Consider the following 14,523-nt stretch of genomic DNA (forward strand, 5'->3'; position numbering starts at 1 on the left):
TTTTCCCTAAGCTGACGCCATGACCACCCTTTTGATTGCCGATGACCATCCGCTGTTCCGCGAAGCACTGCGCGGCGCCGTGCAGCGTGTCATTCCCGGCGTACAACTGTTCGAGGCCGACAGCGTGGAAGCCCTGTATGCCTTGGCCGACCAGCACAACGATGCCGACCTGGTCCTGATGGACCTCAACATGCCCGGCGCGCAGGGTTTCAACGCGCTGGTGCATATGCGGTCACTGCACCCGCACCTGCCCGTGGTGGTGGTGTCGGCACGAGAGGAACCCACCGTGATGCGGCGCGCACTGGACCACGGCGCATTCGGTTTCATTCCCAAATCCGCAGATTCGGACACCATCGGCCATGCGCTGGGGATGATCCTGGACGGCGAAACCTGGGCGCCGCCGGAAGCGCATAACGTGCCGCCCACCGGACGCGAAGAGCGCGAAGTCGGCCAGCGCCTGCGCGAGCTGACCCCTCAGCAGTTCCGCGTGCTGCAGATGTTGGGAGCCGGACGGCTGAACAAGCAGATCGCCTATGACCTCACGGTCTCTGAAGCCACGATCAAGGCGCATGTCACCGCCATCCTGCGCAAGCTGGGCGTCACCAACCGGACCCAGGCGGTGTTGATGGCAGGCAAGCTGGCCATCGATGACCAGCAGATCGTGTTGCCGCCGGAAGAAGAGTGAGCGGTTGAGGAGCGGCCGCTGCGCTCGCCGAGCGTGGCTCGGCGCTACCGTGATGCCGCGTCCCGCTGCGCAATATAGCCGCAGCTATGAAACCCAGCTTTACCTGCGCAATCACCCACTGACGCCTACTGCTGCAGCACCAGTGCTAAGCTTCGCGTCCCCTTGGGGAGTAGCCGGTTTCCTGCTGCAGGAAACGCCCGTATCAACATGCTCGGCCAGTGCGCCGTGGTGCGGGCAACCATCATGGTTGGCGAGACCAGCGGTCCGCGTGCGCAACGACAGGTTGGGCGCGAGCGCGGGCCGTGCGTCCGTCTTCGCCCGACCTGTCGTGAACCTCATGTCCCCTCTTTCGATCCTCCTGATCGGCTTCGCCATGTCCACCGATGCCTTCGCCGCCGCCATCGGCAAGGGCGCCGCCATGCGCAAACCGGTGTTCCGCGATGCACTGCGTGCGGGCCTGATCTTTGGCGTCATCGAAGCCATCACCCCGGTGATCGGCTGGCTGATCGGCCGCGTCGCGCTGGAATACGTGGAGGCCTATGACCACTGGATCGCGTTCGGCCTGCTGTCTGCGCTCGGTCTGCACATGGTCGTGGCCGGCCTGCGGCCCGAAGACGAGTCCGAAGACGAAGATCCCTCGCGCCACCAAGGATTCTGGCATCTGGCCGTGACCGGTTTTGCCACCAGCATCGACGCGATGGCGGTCGGCATCGGGCTTGCCTTCATGGATGTGCATATCGGTGTCATGGCACTGGTCATCGGCCTGTGCACGCTGACCATGGTCACCGCAGGCATCATGCTCGGCCGGGTGCTGGGCAGCCTGATCGGCAAGCGTGCGGAGATCATTGGTGGCGTGATCCTGATGATCATCGGCAGCACGATTCTGTACGAGCACCTGAGCGGGGCGGCATGACGCGGCACTCGGTACGGCGTCGCCTCACTCCCACCATCGCCCGGGTCGGTCACGGTTGGTGCAGCGCCGGCGGACGGTGACCGGCGGCTCGGTCGAGGGCTGGTAGCAGTCGGCCAGGGTCCGGTGGTGCGGGGTGTCAGCTGCCTCAACGCCCTCTGATCCGGCCGCGTGCGGGTCCAGGTCGACCGGCACGGCCGCGCCTGCTCTACGCAGCGGGCCGCTGATGTACGTACAGCGGTGCTCATTGAACAATGGCTCCGGCGAGACATGCCGCCTGAGGACGTCCTCCATCACGTCACGTGAGATACAGTCGACCGCCGCAATGTAGTACCGGCCGCGCTCCGGCTGCAGGAACAGCAGCGGGCCATGTCCGATGCACTCGGCACGGCAGAAGTCGGCGATGCGTTCAAGCGCCTCGTCATCACAGTGCAGGACGCGCTCGGCGCAGTAGGCGCTGAAGTGAGCCGTCATCTGCGCTGCCAGGACTTCGATGCACGTATAGACATGCCGCAACCGCTTGTCGTCGGAGGCGGTGATGCGTTCGCGCTGCAACCATGCGCGCATCTTCGGGTAGCGGTTCAGCGTTTGCCACTGATGCTGCTGGCTGGCCTCGATGGTCGCCTGGTCCAGTGAGAACTGATGGGATATCGCGCCCATCGCCGCCCCCACCACGGCATCGCCCACCAGCCGGGCGCTGCCGTGGCACATCCATGACATGCCAGCACCCAGCGCACCCCCGACGGTGGCCGCCAGCACCGGCGCTGCAGGCGATTGGACCGGCAGGTTGAGCACCACGTGCAGTGCGCTCCCCAGCGCGCAACCGGCGTCGCGGACGCGCCCCAGCGCGACAGACGGGACAGCGTGGGAAACAGGAGGAACAGTCAGCATGAAGCATCACCTGCGGGGAGGGGATGCTCTGGATACCGTGCCGGCACAGCGCCCGCCACCAGCCAGCGCGCATCGCGTCGAACGGCAGGGGACGTCAGTCGCGCGGCGTCGCGTAGGCGGCCAGGAAGGCGCGCAGCGACGCAGGTTTGATCGGCTTGGTCAGCAGGCGATAACCCCGATCACGCGCCATCCGCTTCAGCTCATCGCGTCCATCGGCCGTCAGCAGCGCACCAGGCAGGTCACTGCCGGCGGCCTCGCGCAGTGCCACCAGCGTATCCAGCCCGTCCAGGCGATCGTGCAGGTGGTAATCCACCAGCATCACGTCCGGACGCTCGGCCACCTTCTGCAGCGCCTGGTCCACCGTGCTCGCCGTGATCACCTGCACCTGCCATCGTCCCAGCAGCGCGCGCATGCCGTCGAGGATCTCTTCGTCGTTGTCCACGCACAGCACGCGCATGCCCGCCAGCGAGTCGGCGCGCACGGCCGGGATCGCTGCAGCCGCGGCGTCCAGCTCGCCCATCCCGTGCGTTGCGGCCACACGGGGCAGGGTGATGGAGAACATCGAGCCGCTGCCCACGCGGCTGCGCGCATTCAAGCGATGGTCCAGCAGGCGGGAGATGCGCTGGCAGATCGACAGCCCCAGCCCAAGCCCCTGTTCACCCCAATCGAATGGCTGCTGGTAGCGATGGAACTCATCGAAGATCTGCTGCATGTGATGTTCAGGGATGCCCGGGCCTGTATCCCACACCTGCAGCTCGATCTCGTCGCCGCGGTGGCGCACCGCCAACACGATCCTGCCCTTGCGGGTGTAGCGCAGCGCGTTGGCGAGGAAATTCTGCATGACCCGGCGCAGCAGGCGACGATCACTGCGCACCCAGGCCGGCCGCGCGAACAGGTCCAGGCGCAGGCCCCTCCCTGCAGCGACGGGAGAATACTGGGCAGCCAACTCACGCATCAAGGCACTGGCGTCGAAGTGGCTGATCACCGGATGCAGTCCACCGGCATCCAGCCGCGACACATCCAGCAGCCCGTCCAGCAGTTCCTCCGCCGCGCGCAGCGATGCATCCACGCGCTCGGCCAGATGACGCTGTTCTTCGTTGTTGTGGTGGCTCTCGCGCAGCGCCGACGCAAACAGCCGGGCAGCATTCAGCGGCTGCAACACGTCGTGGCTGATCGCTGCCAGGAAGCGCGTCTTCGACTGCTGCGCTGCTTCTGCGGCGTTTGATCGCTCCGCGACACGCTGCTCCAGCGTCTCGTTGGCCTCCAACAGCGCTTTTTCCGCGTGCTTGTAATCGGTGATGTCGTTGTAGCTGGTGACATAGCCGCCGCCGGGCAACGCCTGGCCCCGCATCTCGATCACCTTGCCGTCGCTGCGGGTGCGTTCGAACACGTGCGGTGAACCGGCCCGCATGTAGCGGATGCGGCGACTGATCTGCTGCTCGATGTCCCCCTCGCCCAGCTCTCCACGTTCGGCGTTGTACCGGATCAGGTCAGCGACCGGGCGACCCACATACAGCATGCCATCGGGGTAGCCGAACATATCCTGGTAACGCCGGTTCCACGCGGTCAGGCGCATGTCCGGGTCGACCACGCTGACCCCGGCGCTGATGTTCTCCAGCGTGGTGGACAGGATCTCCCGATTGAAGCGGAGCTCCTGGCCGGCTTCATCCAACACCGCCACGACTTCGCCCAGGTCCATGCCGGAGCCACGCAGCAGGCTGGTCAGCAACAGGCGTGCGGAGGCCGCGCCGATGGAGGCGGCCAGCAGGCGTTCGGTGAACTGCACCCACGGCCGATCGGCAGGCACCTGGGTCTGCAGCTCGCGGCCCAGCGACTGCGCCTGCTCGAAGAAGGATCGCCGCGCATGGCGCTCGCCCACCACGCGCGATGCCAGCGCCAGCAGATCGCCCACATGTACGTGACCCGGCCATCCACTGGCCACCGAGGGGCGCTGCGCGTACGGATCCAGGAAGGGCGCCGCACGCAGGCGCTCATCCACGCTCGGCCGCCAACGCGCCGATACCAGCATCATCGTGCCCGCGTTGACCAGTAGCGACCAGAAGGTGCCGTGAGTCAGGGGATCCCACCCGTTCATGCCGAACAACTGCTGCGGACGCAGCCACGCCACCCCGAAAGGACCTTCCGCCAGCCAGCCGGTATCCAGCCATCCCGCTTGGGTCAGTGCAGGCAGCAGCAGGGTGTAGACCCATGTGGCGAAGCCAAGCACGATGCCGGTCTCGACGCCGCGGCGGCTGGCGCCGCGCCAGTACAAGCCACCGATCAGCCCCGGCGCGAACTGGGCGACAGCGGCGAACGCCATCAGACCGTAGGAGGCCAGGGAATTGTCGTTACCGCTGCTGCGGTAGTAGCTGTACGCGATCAGTGCCAGCAGCAGGATGGCGAGGCGGCGTATCCACAGGACGCGCGAGGCGACGTCGGCCGCTTCACCGGTATCGCCACTGCGCCGCAGTAGTACCGGCATCACCAGATCGTTGCTGATCATCGTCGCCAGCGCGATCGAGGACACGATGACCATGCCGGTGGCCGCCGAAAAGCCGCCGATGTACGCGATCAACGCCAGGACGTTGCGCCCTTCGTGCAGCGGTAGTGCCAGCACCATCGCATCGTCGGCTACCGAGCCGCCGGTGCCGAACAGGGTCACGCCCGCAGTAGCGATGGGAATCACCATGGCCGAGATCACCACCAGGTAGCCACCGAACATCCAGCGCGCGCGACGCACGTCGCGTACATCGCCGCACTCCACCACGGCCACGTGGAACTGGCGTGGCAGGCAGACGATGGCCAGGAAACTGAGCAGGGTCTGCGAGATGAAGCCAACCGGCGGCAGCGAGGTGAACAGGGTGTGCGCCGACTCGACCACCGCATTGGTGCGTTCGCTCAGCCATACATAGGCGAAGATGCCGAGCGCCACCATCGCCAGCAGCTTGATCACCGATTCCAGCGCGATGGCCAGCATCATGCCGTGGTGATGTTCGGTGGCGTCCACCTGGCGCGTGCCGAATAGGGTGGCGAACAGGGCCATCAACAGGGCCACGTAAAGCGCGGGATCACTGAAGTAGCCCGTCGGCCCGCTGTCGCCGGTGAGCACCTGCAGGCTCATCGCCACGGCTTTGTACTGCAGTGCCAGGTAAGGGACCACGCCGATCAGCGCGATGATCGCGACCAAGGCGGCCAGACGGCGCGAGCGACCGAACCGCGACGAGATGAAGTCGGCGATGGAGACGACGTTCTGGCTGCGCGCCACCAGCGCCAGGCGCTCGATGATGCGCCAGCCGAACAGCATCATCAGCAACGGACCGATGTAGATCGACAGATAGCCAACGCCACTTCGGACGGCTGTCCCCACCGCGCCATAGAAGGTCCACGACGAGCAGTACACCGCCAGCGCCAGGCTGTACACCACCGGCCGCAGCCACGGGCGGTCCGGGTACAGCGGGCGTCGGTCACCCCACCACGCCACGCCGAACAGCAGCGCAGCATAGGCAACCGAGACCAGCAGCAGGATCCAGCTCGACACCAGGGGCTCGTCGTCCAGCGGAGAAGTGCCGCCCAGTGTAGAGCGTTACGCGGCCATCGTCCGATGGACAGCGGCGCGCTCGAGGATGGCCGTGGTGCAGGGCATCACGGCCATTCATCCGCTCACCCCTCGGCCGGCACGCCCATCTCCTGCAGCAGTGCAGGTGCCGGGTAGACCTTGGCCAACAGCCAGCGCAGGTAACGCATGTCTACGTGCACGGCGCGCTTGTAGCGCGGATCGAACCACCAGCTGGCACTGACCGACTCCCAGTTGCTGTCGAAGTTGAGCCCGATCAGCTCGCCCTTGGCATTGAGCACCGGTGAGCCGGAATTGCCGCCGGTGGTATCCAGGTTGGTCAGGAAGTTGACCGTCTGCGTGCCCAGCGCCGGATCGACAGTGCCAGCGAAATCTCCCTTGGCAATGGCGGCCAGCAGCGGCTTGGGTGCATCGAACGGATACGCATTGGTGTTCTTTTCCACGATCCCGGCCACGGTGGTCACCGGATCGAAATGCACACCGTCGCGGGGGCTCAGCGATTCCACCTTGCCATAGCTGATGCGCAGTGTACGGTTGGCATCGGGATACACCGCCCTGCCCTGTTTCGCCCGCCATGCGAACAAGGCCTGCATGTAGGCCGGGCGCAGGCGCAACTGCTCACCTTCGCGCGCCTTGGTCTGGTCTTCCAGGCGCAGCTGCGCGGCCACCAGCGGCGTGGCCAGCGCCAGCAGCGGATCGGCGGCGAGGGGCTTGCCCTCCCGGGCGGCGGCGAAGCGGGACAGGCGCTCGCCCTCCTCACCCAGTGCCGTGCGCGCGTATACCGCTTCAAGCGCCTTGGCCAATGCCTCCGGCGTGCGCCCGAAGGCAGCGTCGAATTCCGGTACGCGCTGTGCATCGGGCAACTGCTGGTAGCGGCCCAGCAGATGCGCCAGCAGCGCCTTTTCCACGCCCGGCACGTAGCGACGCTGGACCTGCTTGAGCACCCCTTCGATGAGCGCCTGATCGCGCTGCTGGTAGCCGGTCTCGCGCAGTGCGTCGGGCTTGGCCGATTCGATCCGCAGGCGTTCCAGCAGCAGCGCCGAGCGCAACAGTTGACTCTGCGCGGTCAGTTGATCGAGCAGCAGGTTGCGCTCACCGACCGCCGCGCCCTGCGACAGCGTGGTCAGCAGGGTGCGGATGTCGGTGTTGTACTTCGTATCGGTATTGGCCAGCATCGCCTGCTCATCGGCAGCACGCTGCGCCTTGGCATCGCTGCGCAGCAGGCCTTCCAGCTCACCCGCTGCCCGCTTGCGGTTGTTCTTCAGCGACTGCAACTGCGCCGCATAGCGCGTACGCGCCTGAGCATCGTCCGCGGTGGCCGCCTCGATGGTGTCGATCATCTGCTGGAACAGCGCGACGCGGCGCGGCAGCACGCTGTCGATCTGGCTGGCGAACTCCGCTGCCGTGCGGTGCCGGTAGGTGATGCCCGGATAGCCGGCCAGCATGGCGAAATCGCCGGCCTTGGGGCCATCGACCGACATCGTCAGATGAGCCGGGGGCTGATAGGGCACGTTGTCGGGGCTGTAAGGCGCCGGCTTGCCGTCCTTGCCGACATAGGCACGCAGCAGCGTGAAATCACCCGTGTGCCGCGGCCACATGAAGTTGTCGATTTCATCGCCATAGTTGCCGATGGCGCGCGGCGGCGCGTAGACCAGGCGCACGTCGCTGAGTTCCAGCTGAGAGATCCGGTAGAAATCCGTGCCGTAGTACATGTCCGCTACCGAGCAGCGCACGCTGCCCGCGCGCTCGCAGTCGGCCACGATCTGCTTGCTCGCTGCATCCACCGCATCGAAGTAGGCACGGCCGGTCTTGCCCTTCGCCTGGGCCAGCACCTGGTCGGTGACCTTGTCGAAGCCCACGGTGACCAGCACCCGGAAATCCGGGTTCGACGGCCGTTCGTCCGTTCGTCCCTTGGCAATGAACCCTTCGCCGATCAGGTCGTGGTCCGGTGTGGTGTTGTACTGGATCACGCCCATCGCCACGTGGTGGTTGGTCAGCAGCAGGCCATCGGGTGATACGAAGGAACCGGTGCCGCCACCTGCACGCACTACCGCGCTGAGCGGTGGTGCGGTGACGTTGGCCAGATCCTGCGGGTCACCCTTGAACCCGGCCGCTTTCAGTGGCTTGGCCAGCGTCGGCAACTGCGTCGGCATCCACATTCCTTCGTCGGCGTGGGCTGCCGCGGCCAGGCTCAGGCCAAGCGCCAAGGAGGCGGGGAGGGATTTCCGAATGGGCATGGCAACGTCCGGTGATGCGGGTCAGCGCACGACCTTAGCGTGCGTGGCTTACCCGGGCAACGTCTCACCGGTGGTGCGATCACCTGAAGCGACTTTGATATCGACGTTGGGAAGCATGCGCGCGGCCTCGCGCAGCAGCCGCTGGCAGTTGCGGTCACACGGCGGCATGTCGCTGAAGGCACGATGCTGCCGCGCACGGTGGTATCCAGTGCGCCGTTGCTCACGGCGTTGATCAGCTGCGCCACGCAACGCGCAGGCGCTCGCGCAGGGCATCGTGGCATCGGCAGAAGACATCTGAAAGGGACGCGCAGGAACCGCTGCGCCTGCAGGCGACACGCGTGCAGGCAAGGAACAATCAAGGGACATCGGGTGGACCAGGGGAGGTAAAGGGGCGGATAGTCCACGCCGCCGATCTTCACCCGGACCGTTGCTCTGGCTGTTTCACGGATGATGCATTTCCGACTCGCATACGGCTGCCGGAAAGCTGCAGTTCACACTGTTCCGCCAGCCCACACGGGGTGCGCTGGCGGGTTCGGTGACGCCCGTGATGTCAGGGCGTCACTTTTCCTTGCGCCAGTTCAGCGACCCGCGGTTTTCCACCGTGCTCGACTCGACTTCCACATCGAAACCGCGGCTGAGCAGGTATTTCAGCGTAAGTACCGAACCGCTGCCAACCAGGGACACGCCGTAGCCGACATACAGTTTGGGCGAGATGAACTTGCCCACGCCAATCACCGATCCGCCCAGTGCACGCGACTGGCTGACACCGGCGTCGTCCAGTCCCAACTTGGCACCCAGCTGCGACGCCAGCAGGCCACTGCCGGCCGACAGCGCAGCCGAGGCCGCGTTGACCTGCTGGACCTGGTCACTGGTCGCACCGGTCAGGCTGCGGCCCAGCACCAGGTAACCCAGCGCTTCGGACTGCGACATGGCCGGGCTGGACCACACGTCGGCGCGCGGCTGCATCGCCCGTCCCGTGACATCGATACCGGCCGTGACGTCACCGATCCGGCGTTCGGCGCGCAGGTTGATGCGCGGGTCCGAAACCGGGTTGTAGTTCCAGGTCAACTGACCGCGGGTGATGGTCAGGTCCTGCCCGTAGGCCTTGTAACGCCCACTCACTTCCAGTCCGCCATTGGCGGTCATTTCACGACCCGGCTTGGCCCATACCTGCATCTTGCCGGCCAGCGCGCCCTTCAGGCCGAAGCCGGCCATCTTGACGTTGTCGCCAAGGCTGACGGTGAGGTCCATGTCCAGCGGCGAAGTCGCCGTTTGTTCGGGGTCCACCGGGTCCAGCACCACCACGTCACTGGATACCGACGTGCCGCGATCAAGGCGTTCGAGATCGATGTCCGCTTCCGGCACCAGCACTTCGCCCTTGAGCTGCATGGTCGTGCCGGCCAAGGTGAAATCAAGGTTCGGGTTGGCCACCACGCGCAATTCGCTGGTGTTGGACAGCAACACGTTCTCACCGTGGATATGCAGCTGCAGCGGCTGCGCGTCGCCGAACCACGACAGACCGCCGTCGACGTACAGCGTGCCCTTCCCTGAGTTCGCCTGCGCGGTGATCTTCGCCGAGCCATCCGGCTGCGCGCTGAAGCTGCCCTTGCCCTGCTCGAAGGTCAGGCCCAGTGCCGGGAACTCGCCCTTGAAGTCGCTGAGCGTGGCTTCGCCACCGAGTGCCGGCTGGCTGCGCGTGCCGCGCAGGCTGACGTGGCCTTCGATCAGACCGGTCGGCCGAACGATGTCCGGCGAGAACAGCTCCAACCAGTACAACCGTGCCATGTTGAGGTACAGCTCGCCATTCAAGGGTGCGGCCGCATCCCAGCCGGTCTGCACTTTGGCGTTGACGAAGCCGTTGCCCTGGAAGCCCATGCCCAGGAAACCGTCGATGCCGGCCGGGGTCATGTCCAGCCTCACCGAAAACTGGTCGTACTTCACCAGCTCGCCGCGCGCGTTGTCGCCCAAGCGCACGCCACCTTCGGGCGAGCGCACGTCTACCTTGCCTTCCCACGCGTTGCCACGCGGGCGGATCTGCGCATCCATCGTCACTTCGCCACGCAGATAGATGCGGCGGCCCGACGTCGGCGGCAACCATGGTTGCACCAGCGTCAGCGGCAATGCGTCGCCGCGCAGCACCAGCCCTTCGCGGGGCCAGTTGGCGCGGGCGCACAGGCCACCGCCTGCAGCGGCGCTCAGGCAGGCCTCGCTCAGGGTGAAATCCGCCCCCTTCACGCTGAAGTCCGCCGGACCCCGCAGCGCCCACGGGTCGCCCTTGACCGGCGCAATGCGCAGGGTGGCCAGCTGGCCACGCCATTGCTCACCCTGCTGGCGCACGCTGCCCTGCAGGTCCATCGCGCCCATGTCGTTGCGCGCCTGCGCCGCCAAGCGCAGGTTGCTGACGCTGCCCTGCGCATCCACGTTCAGGCTGTCCAGCAGCATCCCGACGTTGACGTTGCGGCCTTGCAACGCAAGTGTTCCGTTATCGCCACTCCACGGCAGGCGGCCCTTCAGGCTGATCGATTCGGCGGCGTAGCCGTCCCAGTGCAGGTTGCTTCCCACCAGATCGGCCGTGATATCCGGCGCATCGCGGCGCCCGCTCACCTGCACCTGTCCGCGCAGGCCCCCATCGGTGCCCGGCAGCAGGTCGCTCAACTGCAATGGTTCGAAGCGCGCGTCGATGTCCAGTCGGTCGCCGACCTTCCCCGACGCGGTGACCCGGCTTGCCCCGAGCGCCAGTTTCAGCTGGCCCTCGCCCTGTGCGCCCTGCATGGCGAACTTGCCTTGGGCATCCAGCGCGCGTTTGCGCAGCGTGCCCTTCAACGACGGCAGGTCCACCGTCGCCTCTATCACCCCGGCCGTGTCCGGCGGCGCATTGGCCGGCACTGCCTGCTGGCGGCCGGTGCTGGCCAGGTTGCCTGACAGGCGGCCATCCCAGCCCGGTGCGAAGTAGCCCGGATCGAAGTCCTTCAGTGTTGCCTTGGCATCCCATTGCAACTGCGGTGCCCAGGCGACGTTGCCTCCTACGTCCAGCGTGCCGCCCGGCGTGCGCGCCTGCAGCTGCTCGATGCGCGCCGCATCTTCATTGCCTCGTACATCGAACTGCAGCGCGGCCTTCTGACCGTCACGCTCGACATCGGCACGACCGATCGCCGCCCACGCCTGCAACGTGCCGGCCAGACCCAGCCGCGCTTCTTTCAGGGTCACCGGCACCGCAGGGCTGTCGGCCGTGTTGGGATCTGCCGTGGGCGTATAGGTGAGGTCCTGCGCCACCACGGAGAAGTTGATTTTCTCGTTGCCCTGCTCGCGGAAGTCTGCGCTGCCAGTCAGGCGCGCTTCGCCACCGAACGCCTTCACCACCAACGGGGCGACGTTCAATACCTGGTCTTCCAGCTGCACCTTCGACGGCGCCAGCTCGACCACCTGATCCCCCATCCGCGCCGTACCCTGCAGGTCGGCGTTGCCGCCCTTGCCCGTGGCTTTCACGTCCAGGGTCAGCGGTTCAACGGTAGAAGCCGCTAATGCCGGACCCAGCAGACGCAGGTCCAGTTCGTCGGTGCGGGCCGTGGCGCTCCACGTGGGGTCGGTGCGACCGTCGAAGACCAGCATCGCACGCAAGGGCTTGGGAGCGCGTCCTGCGATGGCGACTTCCATGTGCCCCAGATCGCCGCGCGCCACCAGCCCGAGGCTGGCCGGCGTGCGACCGCGTGGGGCGGGCAGGATCGCCGTAGCACTCAGATCAGTGTCGTAATCCTTGGCTGGATGGTAGTAACCGTTGATGCGGACATTGCCCATGTCGCTGTCGACCAGCAACTGGTTTGCCTTGAACTCGCCATTGGCGATCTCGATGCCGCCACCTATGCGGCTGATGTCGATGGTCGGCTCACCGCCGGTCGTGACGCGCAGTCCGTTCACTTGGATGACATCGGCCTGGATGGCCAGTGGCATCTCGATCTGCGGCAGCGACCCCGGCCAGGACGGCAGCTCGAACGGTTCGTCGCTCTTGGCCAGATTCAGCGTCGCGTTGTCCAGCTCCAACCGGTCCAGCAGCAGCTTGCGTCCCAGCAGCGGACGCAGGTCCGGCTCCAGGCGCGCGCGATCGGCATGGAAGTGGATATCGTTGTAGCGAAAATCAACGTTGTGCAGGGTCAGCGGCCCGGCCAGCGGGCCCTCGGCCTTGTCCCAGGTGAAACTGGACCCGGCAGGCAAGCGCGCGATCACCTGCGCCAGCAGCACATCGCGACCGGCCACGGTCTGCAGCAGCCAATACACGGCCAGCAGGGCGACCAGCACCAGTCCCAGCACGCCCACGCCGGACCATGCCCAGAAGCGGCGGCGGCGATAGAAACGCCGATGTACGGGGCGCCCTGGGCTGGCAGGACTTGGGTTTGGCGTGCTCACAGATCCGCTCCGATGTTCAGGTAGATCTGGAAGTTCGAATCCGGATCATTCAGGCCATGGGCGATGTCCACCCGTACCGGTCCGACCGGCGACTTCCAGCGCACGCCGAAGCCCACGCCGGTATGCAGATCGATGGTGTTGTCGAACGCGCTGCCGGTGTCGACGAACACCGCGCCGCCCCACGGGCCATCGTTGAAATAATGCTCGTACTCGGCCGAACCGACCACCAGGTTCTTCGCACCCAGCGCGAAGCGGTCCGGGCGCGGTGTGCGCGGACCGACTTCCCGGTAGGCATAACCGCGGATGCTGCGGTCGCCACCGGCGAAATAGCGCAGGCTGGGCGGCATCGCGACCAGATCGCTGGTCCACGTCGTGCCGCCTTCGCCGCGCAGGATCAGCCGGTTGGTCTCACCCAACGGCACGTACCAGCGCAGCACCATGTTCGCCTGCACGAAGCTGGTATCCGATCCGGCGCCTTCCACGCCGCCACGCACGGTGGCACTGCCGCTGATGCCGCTGCGCGGGAACAGGCGGTCATCGACGTTTACATAGTCGGCGGCGATCTGCGGATACACCAGCGTCGAATACTGGTACACCGCATTGGTGAACTCGGTGCCCGAGGCATAGCCCCAGCGTTCGCGCAGTGCGTTTATCGACGCGGTCGCCGTCCAGAACTCGTTGATCTGGCCACTGCGGCTGGCGATCAGCTTGAGGTTGCGCAGGTCGATGTAATCGGTCTGCTCGTCATACGCGCTGGCGGCGAAGGTATACCAGCCATCCAGCCAGCGGAACGCAGGGATTCGGTAGCTGGTGGTCAGGCTCTTGCGCTTCTGGGCATAGTCCAGCTGCGTGTTCATCTTGTGCCCGCGGCTGTTGAGCCACCGGCGCTCCAGACCGCCGCGCACACCGGCGCCGCTCTCGCTGCCGTAGCTCAGACCGGTAGTGTAGATGCTGCGCTTGGCCCGCGTCAGGTTGACATCCACCGGCACATTGCCGTTCTCGTCGGCCTCTTCCGGCTTGGGCTGGATATCGATGGTGCTGAAATAATCCAGCTTGGTCAGCGACTCGCGCAGCCGGTCCAGCTTGCCTTCGTGGAAATAGCTGCCTTCTTCCCAGTACACCAGCGGATCGAACAGTTTGTCGACGAAGTAGTTCTGGTTGAAGGTGATCGGCCCCATGTTGTAGCGGCGCCCACTGTCCCAGGCCAGATCGATGTCGGCCGCATCTTCGGCACGCGTCACCTGCACCTGATGCTGGGTGTAGTCGGCGTCGAAGTAACCGCGCTCGGCCAGTCGACGGGTCACCTTGATCTTGCTCGCTTCGTACAGCGTGTGTTCGAACGCGTCACCCTTCCGCGGCTTGAATGCGTCAAGGTCGTCCTGCAGGTAACGGTCATACATCGCCGGACCGGTGATCTCGATGTGCTCTTTGCGCACCCGCACCGGCTCGCCCTTGGTCACGTTGATCACCACGCGCAGGGTTTCGCCCTCACGTGGTGCTTCCACCGTGATCGTCGGGTTGTAGAACCCGAACGGCTCGAGGGCTTCGCGGGTCTGCCGTTCCGCTTGGGACAGCAGGTACTCCAGGCGTGACTCGCCCTGGACTTTGCCGATCGTGTCGTAAAGCGACAGCGAGACCTGGATGTTCTCGATGATCTCGGCGTCGTCGCCCTTGTCCAGGCCGCGGATGTCTACCTTTTCGATGGTGCCCCGCGCATGCGCCAACGGGCTGGCCAACATGGCGAGGCAGAACAGAGGAAGGGCGATTTTCGATGGCTGCATCGCCACAGCATAGCGGGGGTCGATGACATCGGGAATGAAGGCTG

At 65.9% G+C, this 14,523-nt stretch carries 7 protein-coding genes; 2 read left to right on the forward strand and 5 right to left on the reverse strand.

Annotation, left to right across the window (positions count from 1 at the left end; translation table 11 throughout):
• Positions 1-19 precede the first annotated feature (19 nt).
• Entirely contained in the window at positions 20-685 is a 666-nt protein-coding gene (locus tag ICJ04_RS17695; RefSeq protein WP_188325461.1) for a response regulator transcription factor, read from the forward strand.
• A gap of 337 nt (positions 686-1,022) precedes the next feature.
• Complete coding sequence (locus ICJ04_RS17700) at positions 1,023-1,598, forward strand: manganese efflux pump MntP family protein (RefSeq protein ID WP_188325462.1); 576 nt, start codon at positions 1,023-1,025, stop codon at positions 1,596-1,598.
• 24 nt (positions 1,599-1,622) lie between these two features.
• On the opposite strand, the gene ICJ04_RS17705 is transcribed toward ICJ04_RS17700, so the two are convergent.
• The 5 genes from ICJ04_RS17705 to ICJ04_RS17725 form a co-directional block, all read right to left on the reverse strand.
• Complete coding sequence (locus ICJ04_RS17705) at positions 1,623-2,486, reverse strand: hypothetical protein (protein ID WP_188325463.1); 864 nt, start codon at positions 2,484-2,486, stop codon at positions 1,623-1,625.
• Between the two features lie 94 nt (positions 2,487-2,580).
• On the reverse strand, positions 2,581-6,027 hold the full coding sequence (locus tag ICJ04_RS17710; RefSeq protein ID WP_188327388.1) for a PAS domain-containing hybrid sensor histidine kinase/response regulator: 3,447 nt from the start codon (positions 6,025-6,027) through the stop codon (positions 2,581-2,583).
• Positions 6,028-6,146: 119 nt separating this feature from the next.
• Positions 6,147-8,297: a S46 family peptidase gene (locus ICJ04_RS17715; protein WP_188325464.1), complete on the reverse strand. Its 2,151-nt coding sequence runs from the start codon at positions 8,295-8,297 to the stop codon at positions 6,147-6,149.
• Positions 8,298-8,855: 558 nt separating this feature from the next.
• Positions 8,856-12,698: a translocation/assembly module TamB domain-containing protein gene (locus ICJ04_RS17720; protein WP_188325465.1), complete on the reverse strand. Its 3,843-nt coding sequence runs from the start codon at positions 12,696-12,698 to the stop codon at positions 8,856-8,858.
• Complete coding sequence (locus ICJ04_RS17725) at positions 12,695-14,479, reverse strand: autotransporter assembly complex family protein (RefSeq protein WP_188325466.1); 1,785 nt, start codon at positions 14,477-14,479, stop codon at positions 12,695-12,697. The genes ICJ04_RS17720 and ICJ04_RS17725 overlap by 4 nt, the downstream gene beginning before the upstream one ends.
• Positions 14,480-14,523: the final 44 nt, after the last annotated feature.

Source organism: Stenotrophomonas sp. 169 (genome assembly GCF_014621775.1).
GTDB lineage: Bacteria > Pseudomonadota > Gammaproteobacteria > Xanthomonadales > Xanthomonadaceae > Stenotrophomonas.

Excerpts from the sequence above, each read along its gene's own strand:
- ICJ04_RS17695 (WP_188325461.1), top strand. The coding sequence starts at position 20 with ATGACCACCCTTTTGATTGCCGATGACCATCCGCTGTTCCGCGAAGCA.
- ICJ04_RS17700 (WP_188325462.1), top strand. The coding sequence starts at position 1,023 with ATGTCCCCTCTTTCGATCCTCCTGATCGGCTTCGCCATGTCCACCGAT.
- ICJ04_RS17725 (WP_188325466.1), bottom strand. The coding sequence starts at position 14,479 with ATGCAGCCATCGAAAATCGCCCTTCCTCTGTTCTGCCTCGCCATGTTG.
- ICJ04_RS17705 (WP_188325463.1), bottom strand. The coding sequence starts at position 2,486 with ATGCTGACTGTTCCTCCTGTTTCCCACGCTGTCCCGTCTGTCGCGCTG.
- ICJ04_RS17715 (WP_188325464.1), bottom strand. The coding sequence starts at position 8,297 with ATGCCCATTCGGAAATCCCTCCCCGCCTCCTTGGCGCTTGGCCTGAGC.